Raw genomic sequence first — 19,289 nt, forward strand, 5'->3', positions numbered from 1 at the left:
GATCGGTGATCAATTTGTGCTTATGTAGAAAAAAGTACGCCTCCGCTGTAATCTAGACATTCCCAAATCAGGAGCTTGATGCTCGTCAGTTTGAATAAGTGCTAAGGTTTTGCCAGGCTGATGCAAGCGATGTTGTGCTTCTGTTCGAGTGGTTAACGGTAGCGGTTCAACTCTCTAAGTCAGTTAGACCGCTGAGGGTCGTGCCTTGATCAGTCCTTTAGGATGGCTTTAGAGACTTAAACGAAACGCAAAAAGACGCGCTTCTACAGCTTGCCCCATCTAGTTATCCACCCTCTGTTGACTAGATTAACCCTGGAGCAGCGTTGAAGGTTTGAAGCGATCGCAAGATATGTTTAAGACATGTTTTGAACTGTAAACAAGGGTTAATTTACAATAACCTGGCTGCCCTGGTTCATTATTTCTATTGCCAGTTGATTATGAACCTCCACGCTCGGATTCTTCTGATTGATGATAATTCTAGTGACCGGGTGTTGGTCATTCGGGAGTTAAAGCGAGAGTTTCCTGATATTCAAGTTCGAGAAATTGTAGACAGCAAAAGCTTGAGTCAAGCGCTGAGCCAGCATCAATTTGACCTGGTAATTACTGACTACCAACTTCACTGGAATGACGGCATCACTGTTTTACAGATGATTAAGCATCGCTATCCCGATTGTCCGGTGATTATGTTTACCGACAGTGGCGATCAGGAAATTGCGGTGAAGGCTATGAAAGCGGGACTGGATGATTATGTGCTCAAGTCGCCTCGTCACTACATCCGTTTACCTGCTGCCGTTCGGTCCAGTCTGGAGCGGGTACGCGATCGCCATCAAGCCCATCAGTTTAAGCAACGATTGCAGTCGTTATTGAACCAGCTAGAAGTTGGAGTGTTTCGTTCTACCCTGGACGGACAGATTTTAGAGGGCAACGCAGCCTTTCTAAACATGCTGAACCTGAAAGACATAGCCGCAGCTCAAGCGCGTAACTTATATGACACTTTCTGGCAACCGTCGCGAAAAGCGAAAATGCTGCATCACCTTCAGCAGCAGGAACAACTCAACCGTGTAGAAGTTTGTTTGCACCGTCACCCTGAAACACGATGGTTTCTGCTCAGTCAGGCTTTGACAAAGCTGGAAGGTGAAACCTATGTGGATGGGCTGCTCGAAGATATTACAGAACGCAAGCAGGCCGAACTGGCTGTGCAGCAGCAAACCCGGCGCGAGCAATTAGCATCCGTTATCACGCAACGCATCCGGCAATCGCTTCAACTACAAGATGTGCTGCAAACGGCGGTGGCAGAGGTGCATCTATTGCTCCAGGTCGATCGGGTAACCATCTGGCAGTTTCAGCCCAACCATACTGGAATAGTCGTAGCAGAAGCGGCCAAGACAGAATGGCAAATGGTCTCTAGCGCAGTGATTCAACAAGTCTGGTTGCGCGATCAGTGGCCGAGATACCACCAGGGACAGCTTCAATTTATTGGGGATGTGCAACGGCTGCAACTGTCTGATGAGATTGCTGAACTGGTTCGTCAATATCAGATCCAATCGGTTTTAGTTGCTCCCATTTTGCATCAAGAGACTGTTTGGGGGTTACTAGTTGTACAGCAGTGTTCCTACTGTCGGTATTGGCAGCAAACAGATGGAGATCTGCTAAACTATTTGACCAATCAATTAGGGATTGCCATTCAGCAAGCTGAGCTTTACCAACAAGTACGCCAACTGAACCAGGTGTTGGAATGTAAGGTGGAGGAGCGCACCGCTCAGTTACAGAAATCGCTAGATTTTGAGGCGTTGTTGAAACGAATTACAGACAAAGTGCGCGATCGCTTAGACGAACGCCATGTTCTGCAATCTGCCGTTCTTGAACTGGCATTGGCGCTGCAAGCCGATTGCTGTGACGCGTCATTATACGAATCAAGTAGTTTTACCGCAACGATTTGTTATGAATACACGGTGTCCCTACCGTCGGCTTTGGGACAGGTGATTCCATGTATAGAGCATCTCAATGTTTATCTGCAACTTTACCACGGGCATCACTTTCAGTTGTGTTCTAATTCTATGCGGGGATGGGCTGCCATATTAACTTGCCCCATTGTGGATGATGAAAGCGTTCTGGGTGATTTATGGCTGTTTAAACCTGTCTCTGCTTATTTTGATGATTTAGAAGTGCGTCTGGTGCAGCAGGTGGCTAATCAATGCGCGATCGCCATTCGCCAATCTCGCCTCTACCAGGCAGCACAAAACCAGGTAGGAGAACTAGAACAACTCAACCAGCTCAAAGACGATTTTTTGAATACCGTATCTCACGAGTTAAGAACTCCCGTTGCCAACATGAAAATGGCAACTCAGATGCTGAACCTGCTGCTTAATGAAGACAGTGGGCTTTCTGCCGAAAGCAAAGTTGAGCTTGCCAAAAGCAAAGTCAACCACTACATCCAGATCCTAGATACTGAATGCACCCGTGAGCTGGAGTTAATCAACGAGTTGCTGGATCTACAGCGACTGGATGCGAACGATCAACCGTGGGAGCCAGTGGCGATCGATTTATCTTCCTGGTTTTCCTACATCATTAATCCTTTTGAAGAGCGGGCTCAAACCCACCAGCAAATCCTCGAAGTACAGGTTGAGGATGGGTTGCCGCTGCTATACACTCATCCTCCCAGCCTGGAGCGAGTGATCACAGAGCTTGTAAACAACGCTTGTAAATACACCCCTCCAGGAGAGCACATTACCGTTTCGGCAATGGCTCACTCTGATCTGATTCAAATGCGGGTAATGAACTCTGGGATCGAAATTCCGCCCCAGGAACTATCCCGAGTGTTTGACAAGTTTTACCGAATTCCCAGTGCCGACTTCTGGAAGCAAGGTGGTACAGGGCTGGGGCTAACGTTAGTGCAAAAATTGGTAGCTTACCTTGGCGGTTCAATTCAGGTTGAAAGCCGTTTCAACCAAACCTGTTTTATCGTTGAGCTACCCAGTAGCCAGGCTGGCTAAAAGCAATTGGAGCTGGAAAGCTTTTTAGGACTAATTATCATGGGTATCATTGACACCTTATACTCTAGGGATTCGGTATGGTCTAGAGAGATAAAGAATGGTTCGTCAGCGATTGGTGATTGAGATGGGGATGGGAGTCGATCAGCATGGACAAGACCCTACGGTGGCTGCCACCAGAGCTGTGCGGAATGCGATCGCCCACAATGCTTTGCCCGGAGTGTGGGAGGTAGCAGGCTTAAGCGACCCAAACGACATGATTGTTGAAGTTCAGGTTGCGGTTCCCTATCCCGACCAGGTACAGGAAACAGAGGTGCTTTCCGTTTTGCCGTTTGGTCGCAAGTCGCTCCAGGTAGAGTCAGGGGGAATGGTGGTACAGGGACGAGCCATTCCTCAACTCAACGATAAGAACGATGAGATGCTGGTGGCGATCGCCGCCGTAACGGTACTCATTGAGATGGGGCAAGAGACTGTTTGAAACGAGTTAGCAATGAGAGACTAGAACCTGTGCTTCAAATCCAGGGATAAAAGCATTAACCAATAGCGCACCAGGATAGTGGAAGGGGTAGGGCGTGGATAAAACCACGATGAACACACAAGAACAACAGATTCAGGTGAACAAGCGATCGGCAGATTTTGCATGGCCGTTATGGCCGGTTGTCCCGCTCTATCCCTACGGCAAACGGCAAACGCTGCGTCACGAAGTGGTGAAAGACACCATCTGGACGTTTGATCAAATTCAGGGCATTCTCTACGTTGTGGTGCCCATTCGCATGACGGTGGTCAAGCTAGATGCCGGAGGGCTGCTGGTTTATGCCCCGATCGCGCCCACTCCAGAATGCATTCGCCTGGTGGCAGAGCTAGTTGCCGAGCATGGTGATGTTCGGTACATCATCTTACCAACGATTTCGGGGATAGAACACAAGGTCTTTGTTGGCCCGTTCGCCAGACGGTTTCCTGAAGCGCAGGTGTATGTAGCACCCGATCAATGGAGCTTTCCGCTAAATTTGCCGTTGAGCTGGCTAGGGTTTCCTGGCAACCGAACTCAGATTCTGCCTCCAGACAGCGCCGATACGCCATTTGCCGCTGAGTTTGATTACGCCATTCTCGGTGCAATTGATTTAGGGCCGGGTCGCTTTGAGGAAGTAGCTTTTTTCCATCGGCGATCGCGCACATTACTGGTAACTGACTCGGTGCTGTCTATTCCCGACGAGCCTCCGGCGATCGTTCAGCTTGATCCCTATCCGTTGCTGTTTCATGCCAAAGACACTGCGTTTGATCCGGTAGATGACACTGCCGCTAATCGTCGCAAGGGATGGCAGCGGATTGCGCTCTTTACATTTTACTTTCAGCCCAATGCGTTGCAGGTAACAAACATGGGGCGATCGCTCCTGGATGCGCTTAAAGCACCCGATCGATCGCGCAAGGCGCTGTTTGGCTGGTTTCCGTTTGCCTGGAGAGACGATTGGCCGCGATCGTTCGCCGCACTGCGAGGAAACGGGCGGTTGGTAGTGGCTCCCATTCTGCAAACCCTGATTCTGAATCGAGCACCCAGAGAAACGCTGGAGTGGGTAAACCAGGTAGCAAGCTGGGATATTCAGCAAATCATTCCCTGCCATCTGGATGCGCCCATCAAGGCTGGTTCACAGCAGTTTCGGCAGGCATTTACCTTTTTAGAGAAGCAATCGGCGATGGATGAATACCATCCCCTGCCAGAGGAAGACTTTCAACTCCTGCAAAACATTGACCGATTGTTGCATCGGTTCCGCATTGTGCCGCCGCCGCAAGAAAAGCTATAGGAACTTGGCCGTTATTCCTTAACCATGACTATAAAAGGGCGGTTTGCAAACCGCCCTTTTGCTATTCGTCCTGGAACCATCAGATGTCAGATCATCACATGGCTAAAAGGCGCGGTTGTCGCTTTCTCAATAACCGCTGGTTTAGTCAGTAGTACCAACTTGCAGCGACAGTTCATCCACCGTAGTCCACTCCGTATGGAAGACGCCTTCCTTATCGACTCGCTCATAGGTGTGGGCACCAAAGTAGTCGCGTTGAGCTTGAGTCAGGTTTTGTGGCAGACGATCGCGCCGATAGCTATCAAAGTAATCCAACGACGCATTAAAGGCAGGAGCCGGAATGCCGAGCTTGCTTGCCGTGACCAGCACCTCACGCCATGCCGATTGGCGATCGAGAATCGACTGCTTAAACTCAGGAGCCAGCAACAGGTTAGGCAAATTTGGGTTTTGCTTAAACGCATCCTTAATTTTGTTGAGGAAGCGTGCCCGAATAATACACCCCCCTTTCCAAATCCGAGCAATTTCGCTCAAGTTCAGGTTGTAATCAAACTCCTTCGATGCCGCACTCAGCAAGGCCATGCCCTGAGCATAAGAACAAATCTTGGAACAGTAGAGGGCATCCCGAACCTTGTTGATAAACTCCTGCGGATCGCCTTCATATTTACCCACATCGGCGGTCAACTCTTTGGAGGCCGCCACCCGCTCTTGCTTGTAAGACGACATAATTCGAGCGTTAACGGCTGCAAACATCGTTGGAATGGGAATGCCCAACTCTAACGCGCTAACAACAGTCCACCGCCCGGTGCCTTTTTGTCCGGCTGAGTCCATAATCAGGTCAACCAGAGGTTTGTGGGTATCGGCATCAACATACCGAAAGATATTTGCTGTAATTTCAATTAAGAAAGAATCCAGTTCATCCGTGGTGTTCCACTCCGAAAAGACCTGATGCAACTGCTTATGGTCTAATCCCAGCGCATTGCGGAGCAGATCGTACGCCTCAGCAATGAGCTGCATGTCACCGTATTCAATGCCGTTGTGAACGGTTTTCACATAGTGTCCGGCTCCCTTGGGGCCAATATAGGTCACGCAAGGGCCATCATCCACCTGTGCTGCAATCTTGGTGACGATCGCCTCAATCTCGTCGTAGGCTTCCTTGGTGCCTCCCGGCATCATACTGGGGCCATTTAGCGCCCCTTCTTCGCCACCGCTGACACCCATACCGATAAACCGTAGCCCGGTCGATTCCAGGTCTGCGGTACGGCGATCGGTGTCTTGATACAGAGAATTTCCGCCATCAATAATCATATCGCCCTGATCAAGCAGGGGCTTAAGCTGCTCAATCACGGCATCAACTGGCTTCCCGGCCTTCACCATCACCAGAATTCTGCGAGGCCGCTCTAACGATTGAACAAACTCTTCAAGCGAGTAGGTTGCCTTGACGTTCTTCCCCTGCGCCCGCTCCTTCATGAAAAGATCCGTTTTTTCGGAGGTGCGGTTGTACACCGCGACAGGGAAACCGTTGCGCTCGACGTTTAGCGCCAGGTTTTCACCCATTACTGCTAGACCAATTACACCGAAGCTCTGTGCCATAGGATTTTGTTACTCTCTGCTTACTCTGGAAAACGCTGTGGACATTCTGGGGACTTTTCCCTCAGCGTAGACAACTTTTCCGGGAAGAATGGCTCACCAAAAGATTTTCTTTATGCCAGAGAGGTTAAACATCCGTCCGGAGGCAGGGAACATTAGGAATAAAGCAATAAATCATACTTTAGACCAATAGCCAACTTTTCCTAACACACTACTGAATTGCTGCTTCATACAGAGCGCTATCCGGCTGAAGTGTCTGTTAAACTCCGGGCTGGATGAAATTATCTTGTAATGAGATCTAGACAGTACCAGCCTCCCACGCGATTGAAAGGGCAACCGCGTTTAAAGAATTCTTAAGCCAAAAGCCGTTTTAGTTTTTAGTAGACTTGAGAGATGTTTGATTTTACTTCCCTACTTGAATTTTCGCGATCGCACTGTGTTGCTATTTGTGCCACCCTGGTGCCTATTAACCTGGTAGTAACATTGCAGACCCTTCTGCTGACGTTTTTCCGGCGATCGCTCACCTATATCTGGTTGTCGGCATCTGTGGCGAGCCTCTGTGCGATCGTACTCATGCTGCATGTCCTGACCTGGTTCATGATTGGCGTTGTCATGTTGCCATCCTATGTGCTGTTGGTATTAGGCACCCTTTGCCTGGGAAGCAATGCCGTGGCTCTGGCGATCGCCAGCTACCGCTCAAAACCAACCACTGTACCCACGCCTGGGTTAAGTTAAAGCAAGGCGAACCCGCTTGCAACCCACTCTTTAGGAAACCAATGGCTGAACCTGATTGGATTAACTGGATATTTGGCGGATTGGCTGCCCTCATTTTTATTGGCGGTCTGCTGATGATGTTTACAACCATCTTTACCACCCGCAAACAATAGCCCGTCAGCAGTTCATCAACCTGTAAGCCAGCGGCAGTTACGAAACATCTCGTTGATGAATTCCAAATTCCTCTTCCAACGTTGGCGTTTCAATACTTTCCCGGGCAAGCGTTTGCAACTCAGCGACTTTAGCTTGTAACGAGTGAATTCGTTCCTGTAACCGAGCTGTAATCCCATCTGAACCGGCTGCTACACAATCTCGGCACACTTCCCCATGCATCACGCCATGCTGATCGTAGAGAATCGCCAGCAATAGCTGGTTGCGTCTCGAGCGAATGGGGTAAGACCGCTGAGCGCAAATGGTGCAAAATGTAGGCGCATTACCGATGTAAACGCTTGGCTCCCAGACAATTTTCACGTCGTCACCTCACTGTTATGAACGCCTCAGCTTTCAATCAATCGTGAATGATTGCAAATCTCCTTGTCTAGATTGTGTTCTGCCTGTTCAAGATGTGCAAGCGACCGTGTTAGCTAACCCAAACAAATTGACACCAATTAGCCTGAACAACAAAATTGCCCCACAACAACGCTGTGAGGCAAGGACAGTTAAACGCTACCTTCAGTGTGCTGAAGTTTTTGGCGGTCGCCGTTTCTGGTGTGACGATTTTTCTAGCGTCCATCGAAAAAGACAAGCGACTGCAATTCAGGCCATCCATGGGCGATCGCCTGCCGTATCAAAAAGCGTAACCCATATTAAGCGGCGGAATTTTCGCCCTACTCTATATTTATTAGCTCCTCATGCACAAACACAAGATCAACAGCAGTCCACCAGGGCTGCTTTTTTGTGTCTTCGTTCCAGGGGCGATCGTCACCAAGCTGATGTGCCATGTGATGTGCCATGTGATGTGCTAGAAATATCGTTAGCATCAGCAAAAAATGGTTCAGTTTGCCAACTAGAAAACTTGAGCGGTTATGGCTAAGTTAGGCGGAACCAGATAGCACTTCCCCCAAATAGGGCAAGTTGAACTAGGTCTCTTCTTGGAGATCTTCTTGGAGATGAAGATATACTGTCTTGCAAAGGCCAGGTAGTTTCCATCAGCATGTTATATCTAGCGCAGGTGCAAAACGCAGATGAGGGCAGGGGTAGGCTTCAACTCCTTGCTCAGCAAAAGTCTGAGTATACTTGGGAAGTGCTAGACAGCGAAAAAGACAACACTGTCCTAGCCGACACTACCCACTACCGCGAGGGAATGCTGGTTCTGGTTGAACTGTCCAACACCAGGCAAGTACAGCAGGTGGAAGACGCGGTGAGTTGGGTACTGGACGTTGTGACGCAATATCTTTCGACCGGGCTGTCTCCAGACGATTTGCAAGAAGAAGTAAAGCGTGCCGAACAGTGGCGACAGTCCTTAACGCTGCAAAGCCAGGAATTAGGTCGTCGGGCGCTAGAGATGGAAGCGCGTCGCGATCAGATTCAAGAACTAGAGGAAAAGCTGAAGCGAGAAAAAACGGAATTAGAAACGACGGCTGAACCGCCAAACAACATCGAGCATTCTCCCAGTTAAGCACCTGGGACTGCGAGTAGACACGGGCGATCGCCTTGCCCTAAGCAAAGTGAATCAGTTCACCAAAAGTAGCGCCGAACCCCTTAAAGCCTTAAAAGAAGAGATGGGTCTAACAACCCCCTAATCTCAACTCGATCGATTAAAATCCATCAAGCCGTTCGATTAAGAAGTCGCTAGACCCAAGCCCTGGCTCATCAACCAGGAATTACAAGATCCTTAGCGTCTGCCGCGCACGGGCACTTTATTCAAAAAGTCGATATCGAACGCAGAGGTACGCTGAGCATAGTTGCCCTTAGGTGCGATCGCTGCGGCCACGTCCCGGAACCTGCGGGGATCGCCTTCAGCAAGCTGCCGATCCTGGTATTTGCGGGTGTAGAACTTCTCCAGCGTGATGCGCCAATCGGTTTTAGCGGTACCAGCCGTTTCGCGATAGTCTTCACCATAGCGAGGCAGGAAGGTAAAGGGACGTTGCTCCATTCGCTTACGCTGGTAAGGAACAATTGAATCCCCAAAGGCTTGGGTATACTCGTCACTATCAATTAGCGCATCAACAAACCCGTGGAAGCCCAGCGTACCAATCTTGATCGACCAGGCAATCTTTTCAGCCTGGTTGTAAGGCGCACGCCCTAACAAACGCTTTACGCAAATTTCCACCAGGCGATAGTTGTCGTTCACACTAACGACCAGGGTATAAAACCGCTCTGACTTCACCAATTCTCGAATGAAATCACGAACGGTAATGGAGCCATTAGCTAAACGAGTTTCTAACGTAACCTGACGGTTAAATTTCAGCAGAAGCTGTTCGTTAAACACCTGCCGATACGCTTCTCGGACGAGTGCTTGAAGCTCAGACGGAGAATTGGCGTCTTCTATCCGATAGACATACGGCGTATCTTCGTTTTGATCTGACTTACCAAAGCTAGTCACCCGTTGGTTTTGCGTCGTTGGTTTATATTCAAGCAACGGCAATGCCATGAAATGTCTCCCTTCTATAAACAATGTTGAGTGTAAAACTGGCCTGAATACCAAGCAGTCAGGAGGTTAGACAGTAGACATCAACGAAAGACAAAGGTTATTAACGTTCGATTGAAAAGGTTTTCTATGTCAACCTTTCTCCCTGTTGCATAACGAACGCCTTGCGTCGATCGCCACCCATCTAAATCCTAAAGCGTCATGATCAAACTATCGATTTAAGTGGGTTAACACTCAGACCAAAACTCTCTGTGGCATCATTATCTCGCGTCTTGTACCCTCAGTTGTAGGTTTTTCAGGTTCACCCTTGCCTTAAGCAACGGCCATGACCGTTCAGCTCCGCCAGGATCATCCCAAAAAAGCCGGAACCATATGAAAGGTTCAGGCTAAACATGAAAAGGACTGACCCAATCATTTGAAGTCTAACGGAGTGGAAAACCAGCCGCCGAGTTGATGGAAGCAGGTACAGGTGTCGATGCATCCTTGCGCGTTGTATCGGGGATGTTGATGTTGGCTGTACTGACGGTAGCGTAATTCACTGGGGTGGTTTTGATCGATCGCGCCATTTCCAGGAAATTCTTGACTTCGCCCCACTTGTACCGATCGACCTCTAACTTGTCCCGCCAGTAATCGTCATAACGGGGAGTCACCAAATTGAACGGACGGTCTTTATAGCGACGACGCTGGTAGGGAACAATACTTTCCCCAAAATTGGCGCTGTACTCTTCGCTATCAACCAGGGCATCCACAAACCCATCAAGACCTTTCGTCGCGATCTTGATTGACCAGGCAATCTCCTCATCCTTGTTATAGGGTGCCCGACCCAATAACCGCTTCAGGCTTAGTTCTACAACACGATAATTGGAGTTGGTTTCTACAACCAACCGCCGATATGTCTCAGACTTCGCAATACCCCGAATAAAATCGCGTACCGTGATCGAGCGATTCTTTAGTTGGGTTTCCAGCGTAATTTGACGGTAGCTTCTCAGCGTTTCATGTTCGCTAAACACCTGACGATAAGCAGCCCAAATTAACTCTTCTACGTCACTGTCGGAGCTACAGCTATCCAACCGATAAATGGACGTATCTTCATTAGGAATCTCGTAACCAGCAACGCGCTGATTCTGAGAAGACGGTTTGTATTCAAGTAGAGGTATGGTCATAGGTTTAAAAAACACCAGGAATAAACAGAACTGGCTCAGGCTTTGAGCGTGCCTGGAAGATAACGGTAGGGAAGCGCAACAGCCGTCGGCTTAACAGCAGGTTTAACGGTTGTAGCCTCTTCCCGTGCCGTTTCTGGAATTTTGATCGCACTGGAAGTAGCCCGAGCAACATGTCGCTGGCTATCCAACTGGGGAGTGAGCATCCCCTGAGCCATCGTCAGGAAACTGGCAGGCAACGCTTGACGAATCGTTTTCTTATCCAGAGCGGCCGCACTATACGTGCGAACCTGGTAGTAAGAGCCAGTGGCCATCTCCATAGCCAGCAAGCGTCCGCGCCAATAATCGTTGTACCGAGGAGCCACTAAATTGAAAGGACGGCCTTCCATGCGTCGCCGTTGATAGGGCACAATGTAGTCGCCAAAGTTTTGCCGATACTCATCACCATCAACAACGGCATCAATGAAGCCATGTAAACCGCGCGTCGCAATCACAATAGACCAGGAAATTTGCTCATCCTGGTTGTAGGATGCTCGTCCTAGAAACCGCTTGAAGGTCAGATCTACCAATCGGTAATTGGAATTGGTATCAGCCACTAGTTCCCGGTAAACATCCGACTTACCCAACCCCCGAATAAAGTCGCGCACCGTAATACTGCGGTTCCGCAACCGAGATTCAAGTGTCGGCTGACGATAGCTCTCTAGAATGAGATGCTCGCTGAAGATTTGGCGATAAGCTGCCCAAATAATGTCATTAACGTCATTCGTTGAGCTGACTTCTGTCAACCGATAACTAACGGGATCGTCTTCATCCAGAACGTCAAACCCTGGAACACGTTGATTTTGAGTTTTAGGTGAGATTTCGAGTAAAGGAAGTGCCATAGCAAAGAGTTGATTGTGAGTAAACGATGGAATAGGTACAGTGAGATACTGCCGCTCGAACGAACTGGTCATAAAACCAACTTGTCAAAGATGTAGCCCCAGAAGAAAGCCCCATCTGAGGTCATCTAAGTAGTGTTCTCATGGCTATCTTCTAGCTGTTGTTGAGCCACGGCGACTCGGGCGCGAACCGCCAAATCTGCGTCGGCTTTTGCCATTTGCTCAAACCGATCGCCAATTGGCGACATCCAGTCCGTGGGCAAAGAGAGAGCCGCAGGGGATTGCCCCAACGCAAACTCTGCCAATCCTTGCAGCCCGACGACAGCGGCATAACGAATGGCCCAATCGGCATCGGTTGATATGTGCAATAACGCCTTCAATGCCCGATCTTGAGCAGCTCGACGCTGATCAGCAGGGAGTTGAGACCAGTCAAGATTTCCCAGTCCTTTAGCGGCAGCCCGTCGCACACTGGGCGCAAAATCGGCCTCTGCTGCATTAAGCAACACATCGATCGCTCGTGGATCGGCAATTGCAGCCAATGCCCGGAAGGAATACGCTCGTGCCCCGTAGTTGTAGTCGTCTAATTGCTCCAGTAACGCAGGAACCGCTACTTTACCTAACTGGATCAATCCATCCACCGCAATGACAGCCGCTTCTGGATTGTTGTAACCCAACACGCTAATCAGCGTAGGTATACCTGCTTCTAAGCAAGCATCTGCCAACGCTCGAACTGCCGCAATTAATCGACTAGGAGAGTCAGCTTGCTCAACCGATTGAATCAGTTCTGAAGCACTAGCAGCCTTTGTCACAATCATGGGGTTACAGATCAATTAGACAGCATATTCTAAAGAGCGACACCTGACTGGCTACAGGAGGGCATCCATCAGAGCCATCACTCGCTTAGCCGGAGAAGACAGCGTTACAGCACCCAGTTGCTTAAAATGGCTTTCGAGTAGGCTTTTGAGTGCGATGATCTTAAAGCTACTTTCGACGGCGGCATGGGCAATTACGTCGGCTCCTAATAAATACCCACTGGCTCCTAAATCGAGGAGAAGCGATCGCCGCAACTTCAGATCAGCATCCGATAAAGCCAGCACAAGCCGCTCACCATAAGCTGGAGTTTGCGTCAGAACATACATAGCCCGAGCAGCAGCATGTTGAACCCGTTGAACAGGATGGTTCAAGAAAGGCTCAATTAAAGGCACCGCTTCGGTAGCCTGCAATGACTCTAGAGCTTCCATTGCCGCCTCAGCCGGTTGGGCTAAATGCGGTCGCCCGGACACCATTTGGTTGGCCTCTACACCTCCTTCCAGGAACCTCAGTAATGCTGGGATGCAAACCGGATCGCCTAACATTCCCAACGACTGAGCCGCTGCTTCACGCACATAAAAATCGGAACAGTCCAAACAGTGCAATAGCGCGGGGACGGCTCGGCGATCGCCCAGCTTTCCCAACGCACGAGCAGCATTACGCCGCAACGGATATCCGCCCATTTCTGTCCGATCGGCTTCATCACTGAGAGCAAGGATGAGAGCATCTACTACTCTGGGTTCACCCGCAGCAAACTTGCCCAGCCACCACGCAGCGTAGTAGCGCAGGCTCACATCCGAATGGGTGAGGTTGGCAAGAGCCTGCTCCAGGTTAAGAGGCTCACTACCTGCGGGTTCAGATGGAGATGGCTCGGAATAAGGTTGCGCGCTAGGCTCCAACATGAATAATGTAAAACCAACGAAAGGGAACTGAATCAACGTTAGCGAGAGAAGAGAGCGATAGAACCTGTGCCGATCGCCTCATCCTGACTATGCTGATTCTTTGGCTGATTCTTTTTCTTTAGATGACTCTTTGGTGGCGTTGTGTGCTGCCTTTGCATCCTGATGGGCGACTGCTGCATCACGCTTTGCACCACTATTCGCCCCTGTATCCCCAGTTACTGGCTCAATGCTAACGATAGTACCGCCCAGGCGACCAATGCGCTGCATTTCCTCATTCATCCGGTTATAGGGAACGGTAATTACAGCATTACCACTACGACGAATGGGATAGCTGAGCTTGTCCGATTGATACGTCTGACGCAGTCCCCTTACTTCAAAGCGATACATCCGGGTCGCTGTATCACTGAAACTTGCACTTCCCTGTGAGCCTTGACCAAACATGGATATAGCCCCTATGAATAACTTAATAGACGCGAACAAATCTGCCAGCCTGCTTTAGAGACTTGCTATCAACTTCTCTTGAAGCTGGCAACAGTGGGATAACGTTGACTGCTTTAAGCACTCAACTACTTCAAGAAGCAGGTGTAATACTGGTGATTTTGCCACCCATGCGATGAATCTGCTGCATTCTCGGCAGCATTTGCTCAAAGGGAACCAGAAATGCAGTACTACTGTGACGCACGCTGGGATAGCCGGGCTGACAAACTCCAGTCACTTCAAGCCGATAAACCCGGCTGCTTTCAGTCCAAGAGCCGCCTAAACATGCATTTGGAGTAGCATCTTGAGAGATTGAACTAAAGCTGGCGTTGCTAGACATTGCAAAAATAGCTCCTACTGCAAATGGTCAAATTAAGGTTGAAAACAGCTACGAGTAGACGTTGGTTGTGAGCGATCGCCTTCGATGAACAACCCACAACCAACGAATTAGAGATAGAGCGTTTAAGCCGGTGAGACGCTAACAATTCTGCCGCCCATCCGGTGAATTTGCTGCATTTTAGGTAGCATTTGCTCTACAGGAACCAGGAATGCCTTGTTGCTGCGGCGAACTCTGGGGTAACCCGGCTCGCGAATTCCTGCAACTTCAAGCCGATAAATCCGTCCGGCTTCACCATAGGAACCGCCCAGGGCTTTGTTGGGCGTATCGCTGGAACCTGCCCCATGAAACCCACCCATTGATCCAGAGGTGGTTGGCTTGATAATAGTAGAAGCCCGGTTCTGAGCCAGTTCCCGGAAGACATGAGGAGACCGACCCGCCGCTTGACCGCGATCGCTGCTGGCATAGCCCCGGTAGAGACGAAACATGCGAGTAAAGCCAGTGGTTCTTACACCCGGATCAACCGAGAACCCACGATAGTAAGGAACAACATTGTTACCGAAATTTTGTTCGTATTCCACGCTATCAATGTAGGAGTCGATCTCCGCATCGTAGCCTTTTTCGTTGTAAATGTTGAGGTGATAGTTAACTTCAGATTCCTCATAGGGAGCGCGTCCCAACAAGTGCTTGTAGCTCAGTTCGATAAAACGGGTATTAGAATTCCGGTAAAGAAACTTGTTTTTGTATAGCTCTGACTTAGCGATCGCCCGTACAAAATCGCGTACAGTGATATTTCCTCTGCGAAGTTGAGATTCAGGGTTGGTCAAACGCTCGGATTCCATCACATAGTCGTTTCCCAAGACCTGACGATAGGCTGCTCGAATCACAAGCTGCACATCATCTTCTGTCCAATCAGGCCGCAGTTCTACCGTTGTTTGATCGAACGCAGAAACCCCTAACCTTCCTGCTGCTGCTAAGTTAGCTGCTACAAGACCACTCATACCCGCTCTCCCAAATGCAACATTTTGAAATTTTTTATCAACAAAATGAGAAAAACAATGCCCGGAAAAATTAGCAACTGCTCGTAACTAAACCAACACTCGCTTAATTCTTCCGGGCAAAACGCCTAAAGATTAGCTCAGGGCGTTGATGGCATAGTCAATGTAAGCATTAGCTTCCACAGCAGCCTGACCGGTGATACCATGATTCGCTTTGATGTGCTTCAGAGCTTCAACATACCAGCTATTGGAGAGGTCGAACGTCCGGTGCATTTCATCCAAACCAGCGAGCAAGTACTCATCCAGAGGACCTGTACCACCAGCAACCAAGCAGTAGGTAACAATCCGCAGGTAGTAGCCGATATCGCGGGAACACTTGGACTTACCACGAGAATCAGAAGCGAAGTTAGCACCTTGCTGCTGAGTGGTGTAAGGGAACTTTTGGTAAACGGCGTTAGCAGCACCGTCAATCAACTTCTGAGCGTTGTTGGTGAGAGTGCGAGCTGCTTCCATTGCAGCGGCAGCACGCTCATAGCGACCAAACACTTGGTGCATTTCAGCATTGCTCAGAAAACGACCTTGGGTATCGGCAGAAGCGATCGCCTCAGTGATGGGGGTCTTCATAGTTGAGATATCTCCCTAAATATGTCCTTGAAGTTTTCGTTGAAAAAGGATGTAGCTGTTAGCTGTTTACCATTGGCCAGCAGCTTCCAGCGTTGGCATTGCATGAGACTTATAACCAAACGCCATCAGCTAACTACTAGCTGCTGAATTAACCTACAGCAGAAGCAGCGCGATCAAAGTAGCTACCCAACTCAGACATCAGTTGGTTGCAGTCGCCCTTGGTGATGCCGCTGGGGTCGTTAGCAACTGAGATTGCAGCATCTTTCATCTTTTGAACGCCAGCAGCAACGGAACCACCGGGAACGCCTAACGCCTGGTATGTTTCCCGCAGACCATTGAGGCAACGATCATCCAGAACGCTAGCATCGCCAGCCAACATGGCGTAGGTTACATAGCGCAAGATAATTTCCATATCGCGCAAGCAAGCAGCCATACGGCGGTTGGTGTATGCATTTCCACCGGGCTGGATGAGCTGAGGCTGCTCCTCAAACAAAGCGCGAGCGGCATTAGCAACGATGGTGGAAGCGTTTCCGGTAATGCGGTTAACAGTATCCAAACGCTTATTGCCCTCTTTCACCATGTTGGTTAGAGCATCAAGCTGGGAACCGCTCAGGAATTCACCCTTGGCATCGGCTTGAGAAACAACTTTGGCGAATGCATCTAACATGGACTCAATCTCCTACGTTTTTGGTTGAGTTCGGGTTTTTGATTAAAAACTGAAATTCTGAATTCAGCTTAAACATACTGCCGAAGCAGCGTGTAGAAGTCAGAGACAGACCCCGGTTCACTTACTGGCTCACGTCCTCACCATCCACCCGTTATCTCGATGAGTAACAAAGTGAATTAAGCAAATCTGAGAAAAGTTCACAGTTGTATGAGAAATCGAAAAACCAGTAAATCAGAGGATTATTTAACTTTTGTCTGTCATCTTTACCCTTCCGAATCCCTTTATACAATGCTGCAAAGCCTTTATTTGTTACAAGTTGTGAATTTGTATATCCCTACTCAGAACAAAGGCTGCAACCCTTGCAAAAGGTGGGTTTCAGGGTAACGGAAAACCATTTATTAGCAATATCTCTTCACAATTAGAGTAGTATTTGTACTTATTTACCCTCGAATTCAACACTTTAATCTTTTCTTTTAAATCATGTGTAAGTGCTACGCTGTCGGCTTTTTAGACCTGTTTTTCGCTGCTGAGTTTATGAATTGGGTGTAAACAAACATGAAGCAAAATGCGTGAGATTTTTAGCTTTGTAAACTAAATCGCTGCTTGAGGACTCGTAAAAGCGTCTCAAATTCTGCCGGAAGGGGGGCGATCAATTCCAGCCATTCCGTCGATAGCGGATGTTGCAATCGCAGTTTCCAGGCGTGAAGAGCCTGTCCTGTGAGGTTGACCCCTACCGAGCGGCCAGAGCCATACACCGGATCGCCTACGACCGGATGCCCTATCTGTGCTGTATGTACCCGGATTTGGTGGGTTCGTCCGGTTTCAAGCTGAAAGTGCATCAGCGTGTAGTTACCAAACCGTTCTTTCACCTGCCAGTGGGTTACGGCTTGTCTGCCGCCCTGGTCTAACGCCACGATCGCCATCTTTTTGCGATCGACCCGATGGCGACCAATTGGCAGGTCAATTGTGCCGCTGCTGGCGGATGGGGCACCGTAAACAATCGCTAAATAGTCCCGACGCGCCGTTTTAGCCTTGAACTGCGCCTGTAAATGCTGGTGAGCCAGGTCGGTTTTAGCAATGGCGATCGCCCCACTCGTGTCTTTATCGAGTCGATGGACAATTCCTGGACGCTGCACGCCTCCGATGCCAGCCAGGTTGGGGCAATGCGCCAGTAACGCGTTCACTAAAGTGCCGTCGTAATGTCCAGGAGCCGGATGCACTACTAATCCTGCGGGCTTGTTGATGACGAGCAAATGCTCATCTTCGTACAACACATCCAAAGGAATGGCCTCTGGCTGCAATGCCATCGGTTCTGCTTCTGGAATCGACAAGGTGATGCGATCGCCATACTGGACAGCCCCTTTCTTGGATGAACAGACTTGTCCATTCACCTGCACCTGTCCCTGGTCAATCAGCTTTTGGATACGGGAGCGAGATAGCGCTGGTAACTGCTCAGATAACCATCGATCGAGGCGATCGCTTGTTGTTTCTGCAATGAGTTCAATGGGTTCAGCCGTAATGTTCAGAAGATGCTCTCTACAATCAGGACTATCAATTCGTATTATGACGAATCGATTGCAGGGTTAGCCGATAGAAGAGAGCTTTAGTTAGTACCACTTTAGTTAGTACCAATTGTGGAGTTTGAATTGTGGACTAGCTCAGCACGCTAACAAGAACCCCAATAGCTAACGCAATCCAGAAGCAATGGTTTGCCGTATCTGCTGTATCAATGTCGTCGTCGCTACAAAAAAAGATTGAAGCGGCAGTGAAATGACAGAAGATACTCCACGACGAATTTTCAAACTAAGAGGATGTTTTATAAAGTCTGATTAGTGACCCGTTAGGTGTAGTAGGGATGAAGCATTCGGCAGACAATTTCTCGGTTGTTCCAGCCATCCTGATTTGTAGATTGCTTCTCGCAGAGTATGCTTCGTCCCTATCAAGACGTAAAAGATAGGTTTCAAACCCTTTCTCAGACCAAAATAGAGGCTAAGCCTCTGCGGTAGCCCAAACAAGGGGGCGGTTTGGGTAACACTTCACGCCGTTAAAGCGCTCTCTTAGAAAATAGCCCTCAAAAATTAGAAGAAAGACGGCATCACTATACGGTGAATCGTTTTACGGTGTTAGCATCAAGGGCTACTTTACTCTAGTTTCTTCTAAACGAATGTCGTTAGGAACCAATGAATAGTAAGCCAGGTTTTTGAGTAAAAATAGTCGCCAAGATACTAACGTCTCAAATCCATTCTATATAGGTAGGATTACCGCGACTTTGATGGCCGACAGCGATCGCAATGTCCACACCGTTCAAACGGTATTGCTTCAAAGCCAAACGCTTTTAATAAAAACGTCCAGCGACATGCTTTTGTGAATAAATATCGATTCATCGATTGAGTTCCTGACTTTGCAGCAGATGCCGTTGGCTGCGCCGTGGCCTGAATGCTGTAGTGGAACGGGTCTTGCCATTCCAGTTGTCCCATACTGTGCAAAAGCGCCAGGGCGATCGCCCCATCTTTAAACTGACGAGCAACCTCCTGCACCGACCCTTGAGGCGGCAACTGCCGTACCAGCCGCTGTGCCGTTTGCTGTTGTACCTTGCTTTGATTCAGAAAAAACTGTTGCCGCTGCCGATCCTCCGAATCAAGCAGTCCCGTTGGTTCGCTCACCAGGGTCACCGCCTGAGCAGGCTGCCCATCCCGTCC

Annotated in this window: 20 protein-coding genes; 6 read left to right on the plus strand and 14 right to left on the minus strand. The window is 49.2% G+C overall.

Annotation, left to right across the window (positions count from 1 at the left end):
- Positions 1-365 precede the first annotated feature (365 nt).
- The 3 genes from IQ268_RS26545 to IQ268_RS26555 all read left to right on the plus strand — a co-directional run bounded on the left by IQ268_RS26545 (position 366) and on the right by IQ268_RS26555 (position 4,789).
- Complete coding sequence (locus IQ268_RS26545; protein WP_193885540.1) at positions 366-2,993, plus strand: GAF domain-containing protein; 2,628 nt, start codon at positions 366-368, stop codon at positions 2,991-2,993.
- A gap of 97 nt (positions 2,994-3,090) precedes the next feature.
- Positions 3,091-3,468: a Lin0512 family protein gene (locus IQ268_RS26550; RefSeq protein ID WP_193885543.1), complete on the plus strand. Its 378-nt coding sequence runs from the start codon at positions 3,091-3,093 to the stop codon at positions 3,466-3,468.
- Positions 3,469-3,577: 109 nt separating this feature from the next.
- The gene (locus IQ268_RS26555) at positions 3,578-4,789 is read left to right on the plus strand and encodes a DUF4336 domain-containing protein (RefSeq protein ID WP_193885545.1); all 1,212 of its coding nucleotides are present in this window, start codon (positions 3,578-3,580) and stop codon (positions 4,787-4,789) included.
- 141 nt (positions 4,790-4,930) lie between these two features.
- Here the strand turns inward: IQ268_RS26555 and gndA are convergent, their stop codons facing one another.
- Positions 4,931-6,376, minus strand: a complete 1,446-nt coding sequence (gene gndA / locus IQ268_RS26560) for an NADP-dependent phosphogluconate dehydrogenase (RefSeq protein WP_193885547.1) — start codon at positions 6,374-6,376, stop codon at positions 4,931-4,933.
- A 390-nt stretch (positions 6,377-6,766) separates the two neighbouring features.
- On the opposite strand from gndA, the gene IQ268_RS26565 reads away from it, so the two are divergent.
- On the plus strand, positions 6,767-7,108 hold the full coding sequence (locus IQ268_RS26565) for a hypothetical protein (protein WP_193885549.1): 342 nt from the start codon (positions 6,767-6,769) through the stop codon (positions 7,106-7,108).
- A 189-nt stretch (positions 7,109-7,297) separates the two neighbouring features.
- On the opposite strand, the gene IQ268_RS26570 is transcribed toward IQ268_RS26565, so the two are convergent.
- The gene (locus tag IQ268_RS26570; protein ID WP_193885551.1) at positions 7,298-7,618 is read right to left on the minus strand and encodes a hypothetical protein; all 321 of its coding nucleotides are present in this window, start codon (positions 7,616-7,618) and stop codon (positions 7,298-7,300) included.
- A gap of 155 nt (positions 7,619-7,773) precedes the next feature.
- Between IQ268_RS26570 and IQ268_RS26575 the strand changes: the two genes are divergently transcribed.
- Both IQ268_RS26575 and IQ268_RS26580 read left to right on the plus strand, forming a co-directional pair.
- A complete protein-coding gene (locus IQ268_RS26575; RefSeq protein WP_193885552.1) occupies positions 7,774-7,947 on the plus strand; it encodes a hypothetical protein in 174 nt (57 codons plus the stop codon).
- A 353-nt stretch (positions 7,948-8,300) separates the two neighbouring features.
- On the plus strand, positions 8,301-8,765 hold the full coding sequence (locus IQ268_RS26580) for a hypothetical protein (protein WP_193885553.1): 465 nt from the start codon (positions 8,301-8,303) through the stop codon (positions 8,763-8,765).
- Positions 8,766-8,981: 216 nt separating this feature from the next.
- Here the strand turns inward: IQ268_RS26580 and IQ268_RS26585 are convergent, their stop codons facing one another.
- The 12 genes from IQ268_RS26585 to IQ268_RS26640 form a co-directional block, all read right to left on the minus strand.
- Positions 8,982-9,740: a phycobilisome rod-core linker polypeptide gene (locus IQ268_RS26585; RefSeq protein WP_193885554.1), complete on the minus strand. Its 759-nt coding sequence runs from the start codon at positions 9,738-9,740 to the stop codon at positions 8,982-8,984.
- A gap of 419 nt (positions 9,741-10,159) precedes the next feature.
- On the minus strand, positions 10,160-10,900 hold the full coding sequence (locus IQ268_RS26590) for a phycobilisome rod-core linker polypeptide (RefSeq protein WP_193885555.1): 741 nt from the start codon (positions 10,898-10,900) through the stop codon (positions 10,160-10,162).
- 35 nt (positions 10,901-10,935) lie between these two features.
- Positions 10,936-11,778 (minus strand): phycobilisome rod-core linker polypeptide, encoded by an 843-nt coding sequence (locus IQ268_RS26595; RefSeq protein ID WP_193885571.1) that lies wholly within the window; start codon positions 11,776-11,778, stop codon positions 10,936-10,938.
- Positions 11,779-11,903: 125 nt separating this feature from the next.
- A complete protein-coding gene (locus IQ268_RS26600; RefSeq protein WP_193885556.1) occupies positions 11,904-12,590 on the minus strand; it encodes a HEAT repeat domain-containing protein in 687 nt (228 codons plus the stop codon).
- A gap of 51 nt (positions 12,591-12,641) precedes the next feature.
- Positions 12,642-13,487: a HEAT repeat domain-containing protein gene (locus IQ268_RS26605; protein WP_193885557.1), complete on the minus strand. Its 846-nt coding sequence runs from the start codon at positions 13,485-13,487 to the stop codon at positions 12,642-12,644.
- An 87-nt stretch (positions 13,488-13,574) separates the two neighbouring features.
- Positions 13,575-13,928 carry a phycobilisome linker polypeptide gene (locus tag IQ268_RS26610; protein WP_193885558.1) on the minus strand — a complete coding sequence of 118 codons (354 nt, stop codon included), beginning with the start codon at positions 13,926-13,928 and terminating at the stop codon, positions 13,575-13,577.
- A gap of 130 nt (positions 13,929-14,058) precedes the next feature.
- Positions 14,059-14,304, minus strand: coding sequence for a phycobilisome linker polypeptide (locus tag IQ268_RS26615; protein ID WP_193885561.1), 246 nt, complete (start codon positions 14,302-14,304; stop codon positions 14,059-14,061).
- A 122-nt stretch (positions 14,305-14,426) separates the two neighbouring features.
- The gene (locus IQ268_RS26620) at positions 14,427-15,302 is read right to left on the minus strand and encodes a phycobilisome linker polypeptide (RefSeq protein WP_193885563.1); all 876 of its coding nucleotides are present in this window, start codon (positions 15,300-15,302) and stop codon (positions 14,427-14,429) included.
- 132 nt (positions 15,303-15,434) lie between these two features.
- The gene (cpcA, locus tag IQ268_RS26625; protein ID WP_193885565.1) at positions 15,435-15,923 is read right to left on the minus strand and encodes a phycocyanin subunit alpha; all 489 of its coding nucleotides are present in this window, start codon (positions 15,921-15,923) and stop codon (positions 15,435-15,437) included.
- A 148-nt stretch (positions 15,924-16,071) separates the two neighbouring features.
- The gene (locus IQ268_RS26630; protein ID WP_193885567.1) at positions 16,072-16,590 is read right to left on the minus strand and encodes a phycocyanin subunit beta; all 519 of its coding nucleotides are present in this window, start codon (positions 16,588-16,590) and stop codon (positions 16,072-16,074) included.
- A gap of 578 nt (positions 16,591-17,168) precedes the next feature.
- On the minus strand, positions 17,169-18,095 hold the full coding sequence (locus tag IQ268_RS26635) for an RluA family pseudouridine synthase (RefSeq protein WP_193885574.1): 927 nt from the start codon (positions 18,093-18,095) through the stop codon (positions 17,169-17,171).
- 753 nt (positions 18,096-18,848) lie between these two features.
- A partial coding sequence (locus IQ268_RS26640) for a RecQ family zinc-binding domain-containing protein (protein ID WP_193885569.1) occupies positions 18,849-19,289 on the minus strand: 441 nt, incomplete at its 5' end.

The sequence above is a fragment of the Oculatella sp. LEGE 06141 genome, from assembly GCF_015207605.1.
In the GTDB taxonomy this organism is placed as follows: Bacteria; Cyanobacteriota; Cyanobacteriia; order Elainellales; family Elainellaceae; genus Oculatella.